This is a genomic window from Pseudomonas sp. D5(2026) (assembly GCF_057766845.1).
In genome coordinates this window covers 2,182,937-2,198,863 of sequence record NZ_CM173421.1, presented here as the reverse complement: position 1 = coordinate 2,198,863, position 15,927 = coordinate 2,182,937, and the positions used below count along the sequence as shown (strand labels likewise).

Annotated in this window: 16 protein-coding genes; 1 reads left to right on the top strand and 15 read right to left on the bottom strand. The window is 61.2% G+C overall.

Translation table 11 applies throughout. The features are described 5' to 3' along the window. Nucleotides 1–16: 16 nt before the first annotated feature. The 10 genes from AC3B5Q_RS09990 to AC3B5Q_RS09945 all read right to left on the bottom strand — a co-directional run bounded on the left by AC3B5Q_RS09990 (nucleotide 17) and on the right by AC3B5Q_RS09945 (nucleotide 9,696). Nucleotides 17–961 carry an alpha/beta hydrolase gene (locus tag AC3B5Q_RS09990; protein WP_104883805.1) on the bottom strand — a complete coding sequence of 315 codons (945 nt, stop codon included), beginning with the start codon at nucleotides 959–961 and terminating at the stop codon, nucleotides 17–19. Between the two features lie 70 nt (nucleotides 962–1,031). Beyond that, nucleotides 1,032–2,312, bottom strand: a complete 1,281-nt coding sequence (locus tag AC3B5Q_RS09985) for an OprD family porin (protein ID WP_104883804.1) — start codon at nucleotides 2,310–2,312, stop codon at nucleotides 1,032–1,034. A 48-nt stretch (nucleotides 2,313–2,360) separates the two neighbouring features. Continuing rightward, nucleotides 2,361–3,230, bottom strand: a complete 870-nt coding sequence (locus tag AC3B5Q_RS09980) for an aldose epimerase family protein (protein WP_104883803.1) — start codon at nucleotides 3,228–3,230, stop codon at nucleotides 2,361–2,363. Between the two features lie 93 nt (nucleotides 3,231–3,323). Beyond that, entirely contained in the window at nucleotides 3,324–4,415 is a 1,092-nt protein-coding gene (locus AC3B5Q_RS09975; RefSeq protein ID WP_104883802.1) for a mandelate racemase/muconate lactonizing enzyme family protein, read from the bottom strand. After that, entirely contained in the window at nucleotides 4,412–5,221 is an 810-nt protein-coding gene (locus AC3B5Q_RS09970; protein WP_104883801.1) for an NAD-dependent epimerase/dehydratase family protein, read from the bottom strand. Before AC3B5Q_RS09970 ends, AC3B5Q_RS09975 begins: the two co-directional genes overlap by 4 nt. A gap of 116 nt (nucleotides 5,222–5,337) precedes the next feature. Then, on the bottom strand, nucleotides 5,338–6,627 hold the full coding sequence (locus tag AC3B5Q_RS09965) for an MFS transporter (RefSeq protein WP_104883800.1): 1,290 nt from the start codon (nucleotides 6,625–6,627) through the stop codon (nucleotides 5,338–5,340). Between the two features lie 83 nt (nucleotides 6,628–6,710). After that, a complete protein-coding gene (locus AC3B5Q_RS09960) occupies nucleotides 6,711–7,004 on the bottom strand; it encodes a Dabb family protein (RefSeq protein WP_104883799.1) in 294 nt (97 codons plus the stop codon). 15 nt (nucleotides 7,005–7,019) lie between these two features. Further along, nucleotides 7,020–8,426 carry an aldehyde dehydrogenase (NADP(+)) gene (locus tag AC3B5Q_RS09955; protein WP_441253260.1) on the bottom strand — a complete coding sequence of 469 codons (1,407 nt, stop codon included), beginning with the start codon at nucleotides 8,424–8,426 and terminating at the stop codon, nucleotides 7,020–7,022. Between the two features lie 11 nt (nucleotides 8,427–8,437). Further along, nucleotides 8,438–8,884 carry a nuclear transport factor 2 family protein gene (locus AC3B5Q_RS09950; RefSeq protein WP_441253261.1) on the bottom strand — a complete coding sequence of 149 codons (447 nt, stop codon included), beginning with the start codon at nucleotides 8,882–8,884 and terminating at the stop codon, nucleotides 8,438–8,440. A 2-nt stretch (nucleotides 8,885–8,886) separates the two neighbouring features. Further along, nucleotides 8,887–9,696: an RraA family protein gene (locus AC3B5Q_RS09945; protein WP_488393067.1), complete on the bottom strand. Its 810-nt coding sequence runs from the start codon at nucleotides 9,694–9,696 to the stop codon at nucleotides 8,887–8,889. A gap of 176 nt (nucleotides 9,697–9,872) precedes the next feature. On the opposite strand from AC3B5Q_RS09945, the gene AC3B5Q_RS09940 reads away from it, so the two are divergent. Next, complete coding sequence (locus tag AC3B5Q_RS09940; protein WP_104883795.1) at nucleotides 9,873–11,471, top strand: IclR family transcriptional regulator domain-containing protein; 1,599 nt, start codon at nucleotides 9,873–9,875, stop codon at nucleotides 11,469–11,471. A 231-nt stretch (nucleotides 11,472–11,702) separates the two neighbouring features. Here the strand turns inward: AC3B5Q_RS09940 and AC3B5Q_RS09935 are convergent, their stop codons facing one another. The 5 genes from AC3B5Q_RS09935 to AC3B5Q_RS09915 form a co-directional block, all read right to left on the bottom strand. After that, a complete protein-coding gene (locus tag AC3B5Q_RS09935; protein ID WP_441253263.1) occupies nucleotides 11,703–12,305 on the bottom strand; it encodes a TetR/AcrR family transcriptional regulator in 603 nt (200 codons plus the stop codon). A gap of 111 nt (nucleotides 12,306–12,416) precedes the next feature. Then, nucleotides 12,417–13,286, bottom strand: a complete 870-nt coding sequence (gene panC / locus AC3B5Q_RS09930; RefSeq protein ID WP_441253264.1) for a pantoate--beta-alanine ligase — start codon at nucleotides 13,284–13,286, stop codon at nucleotides 12,417–12,419. Nucleotides 13,287–13,290: 4 nt separating this feature from the next. Then, complete coding sequence (locus AC3B5Q_RS09925; RefSeq protein ID WP_051095677.1) at nucleotides 13,291–13,842, bottom strand: glutathione peroxidase; 552 nt, start codon at nucleotides 13,840–13,842, stop codon at nucleotides 13,291–13,293. Between the two features lie 24 nt (nucleotides 13,843–13,866). After that, the gene (locus AC3B5Q_RS09920) at nucleotides 13,867–15,069 is read right to left on the bottom strand and encodes an MFS transporter (protein WP_104883791.1); all 1,203 of its coding nucleotides are present in this window, start codon (nucleotides 15,067–15,069) and stop codon (nucleotides 13,867–13,869) included. Further along, nucleotides 15,035–15,892, bottom strand: a complete 858-nt coding sequence (locus AC3B5Q_RS09915; protein ID WP_488393066.1) for a cache domain-containing protein — start codon at nucleotides 15,890–15,892, stop codon at nucleotides 15,035–15,037. The genes AC3B5Q_RS09920 and AC3B5Q_RS09915 overlap by 35 nt, the downstream gene beginning before the upstream one ends. Nucleotides 15,893–15,927 lie beyond the last annotated feature (35 nt).

Below are 15,927 nucleotides of genomic sequence, written 5' to 3'. Positions count from 1 at the left end.
AACCATGTGCTCACAGTTAGACGAGCGTGTCCGATTCCAGCCATGCACTGATCTGCAGCCCAATTCGATCGTAGAACACCTCAACCACCTCTATGCCAAAGGCCCTCAATCCCGAGTGCACCATCCCCTGCGCCACATAGCACTCGACTGCCACTCCATCGGCAGCCAACGCATCCCGATATGCCAGGCCGTGATCTCGCAAGGGATCGATCTGCGCCACGCCAATGAAGGCTGGTGCCAACCCAGTGAAATCCGTGTCCTCCAGGGGCATCGCGCAAGGATCCCGACGGTCCTCCTCGTTCGTCAGGAAGCCCGCCAGTGATTTAGTCAGTCCGGCCACGGTCAGCAACGGCGCATGGGCATGCTCCGTCATGGACGGCAGGTGGGTTGACGTCGTCAACACCGGGTAGATCAAGATCTGGCCCAGCGGCTGCGCGTGCCTATCCCGACGCAAGGCGATGCATAGACCGGCGGCCAGGGTGCCGCCTGCACTGTCCCCCGCAACGATCAGGCGCCCCGTGCTCAGGTCAGGGTCGACCTGACCTTGGCGCAGGCCGTGCCAGGCCTTCAGGCAATCCTCCAACGGAGCGGGATAGGCATGCTCCGGCGCAAGACGATAGTCCACGGCGACGATAGCCACCTGTACTCTCCGGGCCATGGCATAAGCAAACCAATCGTGGGTATCGAGGCTACCCAAGTCCCAGCCGCCGCCATGGATATATAGCATCGTCGGCCAACCGCCCTGCGGCGCTTCGCCCTCGGGTTTGTAGCGCCGCAAACGCAAGCCGTCCAGCTCGATATCATCTATCCGCCACCCCTCAGGCGGCGTAGGTGTGCAAGCGCGGCAGGCCTGGAGGTAGGCCTCCCGTCGGGCGGCAACGCTGTCGTCAACGGCGGTGAAGCCTTGGCTGATTTCGACATAGGCCTGCATGGCCGAGTCGAGGGTGTAGGTCTGGGTCATGTTGAAGTGGGCTCCACAAAGGCAAAACCGCCGGTCTGTTTACGTACCGGCGGCATGTGTGATCCGCGGCTCAGAACAGCGGCAAGGTGTAGGCGAGGATCACCCGGTTTTCATCACGCCGCCCGGTGGCATCCCCTCGCAATTCGACATTGCGCCAACGCAGGGCAAGGTTCTTCAATGGGCCGCTCTGGACCACATAGGTGATGTCGAGGTTGCGCTCCCACTCGCTGGCATCTTCACCGGCGACCTTGAAGTTGTCGCCTTTGACGTAACGGGCAAAAGCCGTCAGCCCCGGCACACCCAGCGGGGCGAAATCGAGGTCGTAGCGGGCTTGCCAGGAACGCTCTTGGGCACGGTCGAAGCGCAGCACCTGAACGGCGTTGGCAACGCCAGGCAGGTCGGTGTCGTGGATGAAAGGCAAGGCGCTGTCACCTGCGTTGTACTGGTATCCGACACGGAAGGTCTGGGCCTTGAGGTTGGCGCTGAGCATCGTGGAGGTCATGCGGCTGTCGAGCTTGCCGGCCTTTTCGGCGCCAGACTCACCGCTGTCGAGGTAGTTGAGGGTACCGGAAAGGTTCCAGTCACCGAGCGTGCGGTTATGGGTCACGGTGTAGAGAGACTGCTGGTAGACATCTTCCAAGCGCCCACCCCAGACGCCCGCCGACCATTGCGGCGTGATCCGCCAGGTGCCGCCAAGGTAATTGAAGCGGTCGCTGAATACGCTGTAGTAGTTACCGACCTGGATGTCGCGGCTGCCGGCGAACTCGCGCTGGTTGACCTGGCGCATCTGGCCCAGGCTGATGTCGAGGTCGTCCAACTCGCGGATATCCAGCATGGCGCCTTCAAAGAATTGCGGCAGCAGACGAGCATCGCCCGAGCTGACCAAAGGGATCTTGGGGAACAAACCGCCAACCTTCAATTCGGACTTCGAGTACCTAAGCTTGATCGCGCCCGTGGCTTCGGAGAATTCGTCCACCGAGCGTGGGTTGGCATTGCGTGGGCCGCCAGCACGGTCGTATGCCCCTGGCAGCAGTGCCGAACCACTGCGCGAAGGTGACGAGTCCAATTTCAAGCCGAGGCCCGCATAGACATCCATGCCAACGCCAACAGTGGTGTCGGTATAGCCGGATTCACCCTTGAAGATGAACCCCTGGGCCCACTCCTCCACCTTGGACTGCGCGGGCTTGGTCGAGTCGCGCAAGTCTTGGTTGTAGTAGAAATTGCGCAAGGTCAGGTTAGCCTTGGCGTCGTCGAAAAACGCGGCGTTGGCGCACAGCGGACCGAAGCCCAGCAGCAGTGCCAGGGGTTTTGTAGAGCGAGCGAGGCCCGCCCCGGACGAGGATGGTTTCATTTTTTATTCTCGATGGTGGGTTGGAAATTCAGCGGTCGAGGCGGTGCATCAGGTGCCTTGCCAGGTCAAATCCAGGGTCGCGGCCAGGCAGGCGCCTGGTTTCAGTTCATGGGTACCGACCTCATCCCATTGCGTAGGGGGCCGATTGAAGGCGTCCGCCAAGTGCGAGACTGGCTCCAGGCACAGGTAGCCAGCCCCCACTGGTGCGAAGACGACGAAGTGGCTCAGCGGCGCCGAGGCGTGCAGGTCCAGAGATCCGCACGGATAGTCCACGTGCAAATGGCCATCCCAACGCGACAGGTAATGGGCCTGTGGACTCGGGTCGTCGCCGTCGAGGATGACAGTACGCGGGGCATCCCGGTAATCACCCGTCGCCAGGTACTCGTCATCGATCTGCCAGTCACGACCAATGCGATAGTGAGCGCGCATAGCGCAATGGCGCAGGAAGTACGGATGCAGGCCGATGCCAGCGGGCATCGGGGTATCGCCCTGATTGAGTAGGGTCAAGGTAATGCGCAGGCGGCTCCCGTCGAGGGCAAAGTGCTGCTCGGCACGGAAAGCCCAGGGCCAGTGTTCGCCCTGGTAGTCACAGGCAATGAGAACGTGCCCGGCATCGGCGCTGAGCACTTCCCAGGCCTGTGTGTGCGCCACGCCGTGCAAGGTATGAGGTTGTGCGGTCGGATGCGCGGGAAGCCGGTAATGGCGGCCATTGAAACCCAGTTGCGCATCACGCAGGCGGTTGGAATACGGCATCAGCGGATAGGCACCTGCCCGGGGCCAGTCCAGCGGATCGAACGACTCGCTGTCGATGGGCAGCAGCAGGTCGAGCCCGTCCGCACGCAGCGAGGCAATACGCCCCCCCCAGGCGGGCAGCAGGCTCAAGCTCCAGATCGAATTACTCAGAGCAACAGGTTGCATAGGACCTCCGGTGCCTTGAGCAGGCATGACAACCCCCTGCCGCTGCTGATGCAGCGGCTGCATTGATCAATCAGGACAGAAGCGAGCGGTTGTTCAGCTTCGTCGGAAGTGCTCGATCACCTGCAGGTCGATATCCACGCCAAGGCCTGGGCCTTGAGGAATGTGCATTTGCTTGCCGTTGCGCAACTGCTCGACAGGGTAGAGCCAGGCGGCCGGCTCAACGAACAGGTACTCCACCTGAGTCACCCAGGGTTGTACGGCCGCCAAATGCAAGGTGGCGATCAGACCGGGGCCGAAGTACGGGCAATGAGGTACCACCATGGTGTTGTGCTGGCGGGCCAACTCGGCGATGCGTAGGCATTCGGAAATGCCACCGACCTTGGTCACGCTGGGCTGGATCGAATCCACCGCACCGCTCAGCAGCGCCTGCTCGAATTGTACCGAGGTGCACCAGTTCTCCCCCGCCGACAACGGCACGCCTTGCCCACGCAGGCTGGCCAGGGCGGCGAAGTCTTCCGGCGGAAAGATCGGTTCTTCCAGCCAGGCCAGGTTCATCTCGCGCAAGGCGGGCAACCATTCACGAGTGTCCGCCAGGCTCCAGCCGCAATTGACGTCAGTGGCCAGCGGCACCTCGGCACCCACGGCGCGACGGCAGACGGCAATTTCGTCGAGGGTCACTTCGTGCAGCTTGATGTCGCTAAAGCCCATTTGCAGTGCTTTCTCACAGATAGCCGGGGCCACTTCATTATCGGCATAGCGCACCAGGCTGGCATACGCCGGGACCTGCTCGCGGGTCGCCTGGCCAAGCAATTGATGCAGAGGCACGCGCCGACGTTGCGCGGCCAGGTCCCATAGGGCGATGTCCACGCCTGAGATGGCGAACAAGGTCACGCCATAGCGGCCGAACAAGTGCAGACGAAGCTGCAGTTCGCGGTTCCAGGCAGCGATATCGCTGATCTCACGGTCCAGCAGCAGCGGTGCGATCAGGCGATCGATCAACGCCTTGGTAGCATCGGCGACGAAGTAGCCAAAGGCCTCGCCCCAGCCAACATTGCCTTGCTCGTCCTCAAGGCGGATCAACACGTTTTCCAGTGTATTCCAGGTGGTGGGTGTGATGCCCAGCCCCTTGCCACCGTCGTGGAAGGGGATCTCGACGATTCGGGTATCAATACGGACGATCTTCATACACGCTCCAACACACTGGCCAATGGGGCGCCAGCATAGGCGCCGCCCAAGTAGTCACGGCCTGAACCTTCCGGCGCCATTGCCTCATAGGCCATGTAGTTATCGGCAAGATGATCGCCAGCATTATCCTGCGGTTGGTAACCGAGGGCACGGGCGCGTTGGTTGTGGAACAGTGGATCAGGGCTTTGCGAGACGCCATAGACGATGTCGTGACGCACCTCGGGATGCTCCAAGCCGATCAACAGCAGTTGCGCCAGGTCGCGGCCGCTGACCCACATGCGCAGGCGGCGGGCATCGGCGACCTCAGGGTCGGCATTGCCAATACGCACGATGTAGGTGGCCAGGTCGCCACGCTGGGAGAAAGTGGCGCAAGCGGCTTCGCCAAACACCTTGCTCATGGCGTAATAACTGTCCGGGGCGACGGGCATGTCATCGAAAAACTCGGCCGCATCGTTGCGGTACTGGCCAAGCACATGGTGGCTACTGGCGAAGATGAAGCGCTTGACATTAAAACGCTGAGCCGCCTCCAGCAGGTACAAGGTGGCATGGTAGTTGGGCTCGACCGTGTCCTGGAATTGGATGTCGGTCCCGTGGGCACAGGCCAGGTGCAGGATGCCATCAACGCCTTCGACGGCCTGCTGCACATAGAATGGGTCGGTCAGATCGCCAACCAAAGCGGTCTCGCCCTCCGCCAGGCCTTCGATGGGCTTGCGGTCGAGCAGGCGCAGATTATAGCGCTGGCGCAGGAAGGGCCGTACAGCGGTCCCGACGATACCGGCAGCGCCAGTGATGAGAAGCGTAGGCATAACAGGTTCCCAAAATCGAATCTGGTACCGGCGCAGGGCCGGCTATTCACAGGGGTAGGCGTCGGTCAACGCCACGTGCCCCTGCATCGGACTCCGGCCCGAGGCCGGGGCTCAGGTCAGGCCGCCGAGATCACCGTACCCTGCTTTGCCGGCTTGCCGCCGACAAACAGCGCCACGATCAGTGCGCCGACAATACCCAGGCCGCCAGCCAGGGCGAAGCCGCTGCCATAGGTACCCGTAGACTGGATGATGAAGCCGGTGACGGTCGGTGCGACGATACCGGACAGGTTGGCCAAGCCATGCATGAAACCACCGGCGGTACCCACCTGATGATCCGGCACGGCGTCCTGGATCAACGACCAGTAGGCCGGCGCGGTGAGCATCAGGAAACCGATGGCGACAGTCATGACCACCACGGTGCTGGTCACACTCTCCACCTGGCCGGTGAGGCCGATGCACGCAGCAGCGATAAGCAGGCAAGGCACCAGGACCAACTTGCGCGACAACAGTTGCTTGCCCGTGCACTTGAACACCCAGTCGATCAGCAGGCCACCGCAGATAAAGCCGAGCGTACCCACCAGCCAAGGCAATGAGGTGACGATGCTCATGGACTTGAGGTCGATGCCCTTGGCCTCGATCAGATAGGTAGGGAACCAGGTCATGAAGAAGAAAAGGATGTAGTTGTAGCAAAACAGCGAGATGCCAGTGACCAGGACCGAACGCTGCAAGATGATCTGCAGCACCGGAGTGCGAGGCGCGTTTTCCACCTTGGTCACCGGTGCTTCACGGCCTTCGTTGATTTCGGCCAGTTCCTCGGCCGACACCTTGGGGTGCTCGCTTGGGGTGGAGGTGGACAAGCGGTACCAGGCGATAGCCCAGAGTAGGCCGATCACCGCAATCACCACAAAGGCGACACGCCAGCCCAGCCACAGGGCCAAGAAACCGACGATAGGACCCGCCAAGGCGCCACCCAGTGGGCCACCGGCCTGGTTGATGCCGATGGCACGGGCGCGCTCCTTGATCGGGAACCAGCTATTGACCGCCTTGTTGGCGGTGGTCGACACCGGTCCCTCACCCACACCGAACAGAGCACGGACGATCAGCAGCGACCAGAAGTTGAAGGCCAGCGCGGTCGAACCACACAGCAACGACCAGAAGCTCATGGACCAGGTCAGCACACGCTTGGGGCCGAAACGGTCGGCCAGGTAACCGCCAATAAAACAAAACAACGCATAGCCGAAGAAGAAGCTGCTGAAGATCATGCCTTTCTCTGAAGGCGTGAGGTGATACTCCTGGGTGATGAACGGCATGGCGATCGACAAGGCAGCGCGATCGACATAGTTGATGATCATGGCGAGGAAGAGCATCGCCAGGATCGTCCAGCGGTAATTCTTTTTCTTGTTCATGTACGTCTCCGCCCGACACCTGCGATGCCGGATCTTGTTGTTATGGCGCCTGGAGCAGTCAGCCGGCCAAGCGCCGCTGAGGTCTAGACGCTGTAATCCACTGCCACCCACTCGAAGTACTGCTTGAGATCCGCCACCAGCGCCTGGTGGGCGGGATGTGGCAGATAACGCTCTACCGCTGCTGCATCGTCGAAGCTGGAGTCGAGGATGTAGTCCCAGCAAATTGGCCGGTCCAGCTCGTTGGCGGCGACCGTCCAGTCGCGGATGAAATCGATCTGCTCGGCAAGGTCGCGCATGCGGTCGACCAAGCGAGCTTCCAGTTCAGGTTGCGGCGCGACGCTTGCCAAGCGCCGGAACATCACAATATGTCGCATCATCGCCCTGCCCTCCGCTCAACCCAGGACCCAGGTCGGTGCGTCCTGCAGCGCCACTGGACGCAGGAAGCGTTCGAGGGCGGCATAGCCGACCGAGGTGGTCTGTGGCGCGGTGGACGACGGCCAAGGGCCGCCATGCTGCTGGGCGTGGCATACGGCAACACCTGTCGGCACGCCGGCGAACAGCACGCGCCCGGAGATCCGTTCGGCGGCACGTACCAATTGCCGGTTGGCCTCGCTGGCGTCATCCACGCCCCACAGAGTCGTGGTCAGGGTGCCACCGACAGCCTCCAGCAGCTCGACGAGTTGCTCATTCGACTGGGCAGTGACCACCAAGGCGGCCGGGCCGAACATCTCTTCACGCAGGTGTGGATTGGCGATGAACGAAGCGGCGTCGGTAGCGAACAGACGTGGGGCCGGGCCGCTGGTATCGGCTGCTTTGTCGAAGACCGGCGTTGCATGATCGGCAACACCGGCAACCGCAGCCTCGAAGCCCTTGTGCATGCCGGGAGTGAGCATACGGTGTGTGGCGATCGGCGCAATGGCCTCGGCCAACTGGGTGACGAAACGCTCGCTGTAAGGCGACGCCAACAGGACGATCAGGCCCGGGCTGGTGCAGAATTGGCCGCACCCCAGGGTGATAGAGGCGGCCAGGGTCTTGGCCAGTCCTTCACTGTCCTTTTCCAGGGCAGCCGGCAACGCCACCAGCGGATTGATCGAGCCCAGCTCGCCGAAGAACGGCACCGGGCGAGGACGCTCGTTGGTCGCTTGCCACAACGCCTTGCCGCCCTGGTAAGAACCGGTGAAGGCCACTGCGGCGATGCGCGGATGTTGTACCAGATAGGTGCCGCCAGCACGCGAAACACTCTCAACCAGCGTCAGTAGCCCTTCCGGCAGACCTTGGGCACGAACCACAGCAGCGGCGAGTTCATACACCGCGCGAGACAGTTCAGGATGCCCGGAATGAGCTTTGACCACCACTGGACAGCCCGCTGCCAGCGCGGAGGCAGTATCACCACCCAGCACCGAGAAGGCGAACGGGAAGTTGCTGGCCGAGAACATGGCCACCGGGCCCAGCGGACGCTGTACCCGCATCAGGTGCGGCCGGCCTGCTGGCGGCGGACCCGCTACCGCCTCATCCTCGACGCGGCGGTACGGCACGCCAGCCTCGACTTCGCTGGCGAAGCCACGTAGCTGGAAAGCGGTACGTGCCACTTCTCCGTTCAGGCGCCCTACACCCAGACCGCTTTCACGGTCGGCGATGGCAACCAACTCGACTTGGTGCAGCTCCAGGGCATCAGCCAATCCACGCAGCAAGGTAGCGCGCACATTCGGGGTAGCGTCCGCCCAGAAGTCGGCGGCGGCAACAGCCTTGCTCACCGCCTGGTCGATAGCGCCCAGGCCCAGGTCTTGATGATCGGTCATGTGCATCCCCTTCAGCGTGTATTGGGGCCGAGGTTGTAGCCCCGACCGGCATAGTCGAAGTCGACCCATTCGTTGATGGGCACGTCCTTGTCGGCAGGTGAGGCGTAGTAGGCACGGATTTCCTTGATCAGGCCGCTTTGCTCATCGAACACATACCATTCGTCACCGCGCAGGGCGGTCCCCAGGTTGCTCTTCCAATGGGTCCACTCGATCACTGCTTCATGACTGTCGTGGCTGACCAGGATCTTCTCGATGGTCCACTGCGAGCCGAGGTTATCCACGCACCAGATCCACTTGCGCGCGATGGTGTCGGCAGTGCGCCAAGGGATATCCGGCAGCCCGGCCGGAAAGTAATGCACGGCGTCCGGAGTGAAGCAGGAGACCAACTTGTCGTAGTCGGCTTCGTTACAGCCTTCGAAGTAGCGGCGAATCAATTGGGCGTAGGTATGCTCGGCCATGCTCAATCCTCCTGGCGAGTGATGATCGATGAGATTTGTGGGCGGCCATCGGCAACCCAAGCGTGGTAATCGCTGGTCGTTTCAGGGCTAGGCGGGTAAACCCCCCACAGGGCTTCACCTGCGGCGATACGCATGGCCAGGTAGTGCTCGATGTCGTCCTGCACAGTGCAAATGTCAGCCAGTTCCGCAGCCAGATGCGCGGGCACCACGGTCAGGCCATCAGCGTCACCGACGATGATGTCACCGGGATACACGGCCACGCCGGCACAACCGATCGGCACCTGCAGGTCCGCCACGTGGTGATAGGAAATACGGGTAGTGGCCGTGACCTCACGGGCATAGGCCGGCAGGCTCATGGCTGCGATCTCGCTGCCATCGCGCAAGGCGCCGTCGGTAACGATGGCCTTGGCACCACGGACCAGCAGGCGAGTCACCAGGATGTTGCCAGCCGAGGCGGCAGACGGGTCGTTGCGGCTGTCGATAACCAGTACGTCACCCGGCTGGATGTGCTCGACGCCCTGCCATTGCAGGTTGTCGTCATTGGGCTTGGTAGTCATGGTGGCGTAGGTGTCGATGTCTTCACGGGCGGGGATGAAACGCATGGTGAAGGCCCGGCCGGCGAAGGGCTTGATGTCGCGGGTCATGGCGCGCAGGCCGACCAACGCAGGCTGGCGGAAGCCTCGCTTGAACAACTGGGTGGTCAGCGAGCCACTGCTGCAGGCGGCAAGCTTGGCCAGCACTTCGTCACTGACCTCGACCTGCTTGCCGGAGACGCTCTCATGGGCATCGGCGTAATTGTGGATGACGGACATTCTTGTAAGTTCTCCAAAACGGGGTTCATCCGATCAGTGACCCAGTGAAATTCCCACAGAATGGGACATAATTTCATTCCAAGTCCTGCCGAGGCTGATTCTATGGCGGAAAACCTCGTGGAAAACCGGCAAAATCTCGCCATGATCAACTCAGTACCAAATAGTGGGAATCAACAATGAAAACAGGAGAAGGTACTGCCGCGCTGGAGAAGGCCCTGGATGTCCTGCAGGCAATCGGCGCGACATCCATGGGGATCAGCCAGGCCCAGTTGGCTGAACAGGTGCAGCTCCCGCGAACCACGCTGTACCGCATCATCGCTACCCTGGTGGAGCGCGGCATGATCCGCCGTGATCCGACACGCAAGGTCTACCGCCTGGGCTTCAATTATTTGGAGATGGTGCGCAATGCTTATCTGGAGCCCGACCTGGTAGCGGCCAGCAGCATCGAGCTACGCGCCCTGCGCGACCTCACCGGCGAAACTGCCTACCTGGCAGTGCTCGATGGCAACCAGGTGTTGTCGCTGGAGCGCTGTGATGGCGCCCATACCCTGCGCTCATCTGCCAGCCTTGGACAAAGCAAGCCCGTGCACTGCACCGGCCAGGGCAAGGCGATTCTATCGGCCCTGTCACCGGCGGCCCGTGACGAGATCCTCAAAGGCCTGGTGCTGACGCCCCTGACACCGCTGACCATTACCGACCGTCGCCGTCTGATGACAGAACTGCAGATCACCCAGACCCGCGGCTACGCGCTGGATGACGAGGAGATCCGCCTGGGTGTGCGCTGCGTCGCTGCGCCCATCATTGACAAGCAAGGCTTCGTACGCGGCGCCTTGAGCGTAGCCGGGCCAGCCTATCGCCTGACCCTGGAGCGTCTGGCCCTGCTCGGCCCGGAGCTGGCGGACGCGGCGCGTCGGGTCGGCGAGCAGTTGCGACCCGATCCGACACCCCGTCCGACTAGCACCATGAATGTCGTACCGGGACCCTGGGCTTTCCACGGCGCATTTCCCCGCTGGCATGCCGAGACTCGTGCACTGTATTGGGCCGACACCTTGGCTCCGGCCATCCATTGCTGGGATGGCCAACGCAGCCGGCTGCTGACCCGCCTGGACATGCCAGTGCGGGCCATGGAGCTGCACCGTGACGGCCTACTGGTGGCCCAGGCCGGGGGTTGGTCGTTGATCGACTGGCAGGGTAACGAGCGCCCGATGCAAGACCTGCTCGGTAGCCGCCTGCTCGCTTTGGCGGTGCATCCCACTGGAGCACTGTGGGCGTGCAGCAGAACCACCAGTGGCTGCCTGATTGGCGAGCTCAGTGCTGAAGGCGAGTTACGTCATGGCTGGAGCTTGAATGAACAGGTCAGCGGTTTTCGCTGGGACGCCACAGGCAACGCGGTGTATGCCATCGCTCCCGAGGCCGGCGATATCCTCCGCTTGCAGCCCGGCAGCTCGGCCATTCGCCGTCTGGCCTCGCTACCACGCGGCGGCGGCAGCCTCAGTGGTCTGGCCTTGGATGTCCAAGGCGGTGTCTGGACCACTCAGCGCGACGGCTGGAGCCTGGCCCGCTTCGATGCCGAAGGTAACCTGGACCGCATGATCGGCCTGCCCGTCCCTTGTCCCACCGACCTGTGCTTTGGTGGCGAGGATGGCCGCACCCTGTACATCACGAGTGCCAGGCAGGAACTGAAATTGGAGGTATTGGGCAGTGCGCCAGACTCAGGATGTTTGCTGCGGTTAGAGGCTGAAGTTGTGGGGCAACCTGGGATGGCGAGTGATTAGGGGACAGAAATTTCTGCGTACAATCTTTTCCCTCTATCGTACGCATCGGCTATACCTAGCCGGCAGCATCGCCTAGTACAACTCGCTAACCGCCATATTCTAACTTGCTAACAAAAAGCCCCGTGATGCATGCCGCGGGGTATCCCGCAAAAGTTACGACAGTTCGCCCCCCCCGACAGGAAATGTCGGTTCGGGTATTCGATCTGCAAACGGCGTTGTACGAAGCCCCAGTCAGGCAACGGTCGCACTTATCGCACCATTGATAATACTGGTCAGCTGGTCAACCTCATCCCTAGGCGATGAAGCGGCCTCGCCGCGGTCCCAAAAGTGCAAGCCTTGCAGCATGCCAATGATTACCACAATTAAAAGATCGAAGCGGTGATTGAAAGTATGCCCCTTGGCAGGCTGACCGGCGATCACCGACTTCAGGCAGCGGGCATAATCCTCCACTAGGGATTTGATATGTTCTTGCTGCTCGGTAGAGAGATTGATCATCTCGCGATTGATCAGGATCATGCGCTTGCCCTCACGCTTCTGGAAATCCAGCGACGCTTGGACGAACAGCCGTATACGCTCATTACGAGTCTTGCCCTGCTTGACACTGGTGCGTGTATTGGCCAACAGGTCGTCCAGCGCTTCTTCCATCAGCTCGTAGAGCAGCGACTGTTTGTTCTCTATATGATTGTACAGGGACCCCGCTTGCATCCCGAGGCAGGATGCCAGGTCGCGCAGGCTGGTTGATTGATATCCCTTCTGGGTGAATAGTTCAAGCGCGGCTTGACGCACGCGCTCGTGTGTTTCAGCGTTGACATGCGATGAAGAGACTCGAGACATTTGTTTTCTCCGCTCGCAGTTGGTTGTTGCAACTAGAGGCGTAGAGGGCCATACAAGCGACGGGCAAATCGCGCAGTAGATAGCGCCTGTCGTAGAGAATCCGACTCCCATTCAAGGGACAGCGACCGCTGGAACGTGAAGATCGACCACAAGGTTGTCGATAAGCCGCGTCTTACCTAGACGAGCCGCGCCCAGAATCACCCAGTGGTCGTCATCGTGTGTCGCCGGTTCCAAGCTCTGCGCGTTTCTGACCTCCAGGTACTCAAGCTCGAACCCTGCTGCCTCTAACCGCTGTCGGCAACCATTCAATGAGGGACCGACCTCCTGCCCTAGCTTTAGCAATGAGGCTAGGTCCACCAGGCACTTGTGCAGCAACGGCGCCATCGAACGTTGCTCCTCACTCAGATAGCCATTTCGGGAAGAGAGTGCCAAGCCGTCCTGGGCACGAACTGTCGGCGCCCCCACGATCTGTGTCCCTATGTTGAGGTCTCGCACCATTGCACGGATGACCGCTAACTGCTGGTAGTCCTTTTCACCAAAGATCGCCACGTCCGGCTGGACAACATTCAGCAGCTTGATGACCACCGTTGCCATGCCATCAAAATGGCCAGGGCGCGAGGCGCCACACAACCCTTGAGAAACTCGTGGCACCCTGACGAGAGTGACATCCTGCATTCCATCCGGGTACATCTGTTCGACGGTGGGTGCAAACAGCACATCGCATCCTACAGCCGCCAAGCGGTCCTTGTCGGCTTGCAGCGTTCTGGGGTAATTGGCCAGATCTTCGCCAAGCCCGAACTGAAGGGGGTTGACGAAGATACTGACCACCACGACGTCGGCCTTCTGCCTGGCCAGCTCAACCAACGCGATATGCCCGTCGTGCAAGTTGCCCATGGTGGCCACCAGCGCTATCGTGCTGTGCTCGGCACGCAGGTGCCCAAGGTGTGTGTGAAGCGCCTTGACCGTACCTATTGTCAGCACAGATTTATACCCCACTGGCCAACTGAGCGTCGATTGCTTCGAGCAAGCGTGGGTCGTCAGCCGCCACATCGGGAGCGAAACGGGCGACAACCTTTCCCATCCGGTCTACTAGGAATTTCTCGAAATTCCACAGCACGTCCGTGCGGTTATCAGCCACGATGCCATAGCCCTTGAGCCGCTCCCTGAATGGGCCTTCACCAATCGTCTCGGGTTGCGCAGCCGTGAGCTCGGCGTATAGCGGGTGCCGATCTTCGCCGTTGACCGACAGCTTCGAGAACAGCGGGAATTGTATGCCGTAGTTCAACGAGCAGAACTCGGCGATTTCGGTGTCGCTGCCGGGTTCCTGCTCCTTGAAATTGTTAGCTGGGAAACCCAACACCTGCAGCCCTTGGTCTTTCTTGCGCTGATAGAGTTTTTCCAAACCTTCATACTGTGGGGTTAGCCCGCACTTCGAAGCCACATTGACCAGCAATAGAACTTTGCCGCGATAACGGCCAAGGGTGCTGGCTGTGCCATCGATCTGCTGCAAGGGAATATCGTAAATGGAATTGCTCATGACTACTGCCCCTAAAGATTGAGTTCAACGGTGGAAAGAACTGGATTTCCAATACAGGTGAAGAACTAGCCCCCCAGCGCTCCCTGACAACAGTGCAGACCAAAGGAACACCCAAGCGTAGCCGTAGCCTGCAGCAACCAGGCCCAGCGCCGGCCCAGCCACCCCGACTGCGACGTCAAAAAACAATGAAAGTGCACTGAGCGCCAAGGTTCGGTTAGCCGCCGGGATCATCGCCAGAGTTTCCATGCCTAGCCCTGGATAGACCCACGACACGCCGATGCCAGTGAGGGCGCCCCCTGCGATCACCAGTGCCGGCGACGGTGCCAGCCCGACCAGCAGCAGGCCGCTCGTCTGTACCAGCAGGCAGCCAGCAACCACCGTATAGCCGCGCAACCGGTGCAGAATGCCCGGCGATGCCAGCCGCGCCACGATGAAACCCGCACCAAACCCACTCAGACAAAACGCCGCACCCTGCCAACCCAGGCTGTCGAAATACAGTGCTACGAATGCCATGAGCCCACCGTATCCAACCGAGCTGCACACGAGCACAATCCCATTGGGCAGCACCGCCAGCAGTACCCGATGAAAGGCCAGTCGTACCCCAGCCACTATCGGCGCTGGGCGCTTGACCAAGGCCATGAACACAAATACCAAGCCCAGCAGAGCACTGCACAACCCGACACTGGCAATGCCGAACGTATTGCCCAGTAACCTTCCCAACGGCGCGCCAACCGCCACACCGCCATAGGCCGCGATGCCGTTCCAAGACATCACCTTGGCGGTGCTGGGCACACCGTTCAGGCCAATCGCCCAGGTACAGCAGGGCGTGGAGATCATGGCGGTACACAGACCTAAGATGATCCTGCCCAGCACCAGAAGCACCAGGCACAGCGACACTGGAGCCAGCAGCGTAAGCGCAAGCCAGGTCAACAGGCCGCTAGCGATCAGGCCACCGAGCCCGCAGAGCACCGAGCACCTGGCCCCAAAGCGGTCTGCCACGCTGCCAGCCAGCGGCCGTGCGAGCAATGTCGCTACGTACTGCACACCGATCACAGCGCCGGCCAGCACCGCGCCCAAGCCGAGGTCATGCAGCACGAAGCCCGGCAGCACCGCCAGCGGCAAGCCGCTGCATATGTACCCGATGAAGTTGAAGCAGATGATCGAAAGGATCTGCGCATTGGGATGCGCCGGCCTACTGACCGCTGTAGTATCCCAGCGCAACCACATACCCGTTTACCCGCTGCAATAAGGTTTTCTTGAACTCGTTCTGCCCAGTGATGGGGTTGCGCCACAGGTAGTCGAGTTCACCGGTTTCATGCTGTTGCATTTGCCGCAACATAGCCTCGCCAATCGGCTGGCCATCGGTGGAACGCAGCGACTTGAAATCCGTGCCGATCAGGCGCGGCAGGAAGCCGTGGGCAACGAAGCGCTGGCTCTTGATGTCCACCACGAAGGCATACAGGTCATCCTGGGTGAGCTCTTTGTCGTGCTGATTGATGAGGGCAAAGGCCGCGTTTGGGCCCTTGTGCACCTGGTCCACGACCCGCTGCAGCAGTTCACGGGCCAGTTCAGGGCTGGAGCGCGGCATGTAATAGCCCACGGAGATCACCCGCTCGCCCACCCGTTGATAGAACACGCGCTTGCGCTCTACCTTGGCATGCTGCCAGTTCCACCAGCGATACTCGGCGCTGCGCACGGTGCCATCGGCGGGCTGCTCGATAGCTTGGCGAAACGCGGCCTTGAGGTCGTCGTCCAGCACGCTCACCACCGGTTTGCCGACCAGCGACACCGATGGCCCGCCGCTGGCCAGCATAACCCCAGCGGTATCGACCACGTAGATGTACAACTCGCCATCGACGAACTCACCCTGGCGGCTGAACGCGGCCAGGGCGTTATCGCCGCTGGCCTGGTAACGGGCCACCGCCTTCGCCAGCAGTGCACGAGCGCGCTGGCTTTCAGCATCGTAGACGTCACTCGACGGCGGCTGCGCCATGGCGAACAAGCAAGCAAGACACAAGCAAACACCTGTGAACGCTCGATAAAGGCTCATTGTTTTCATTTCTCCGGTGACCTTACGGGTAGCAC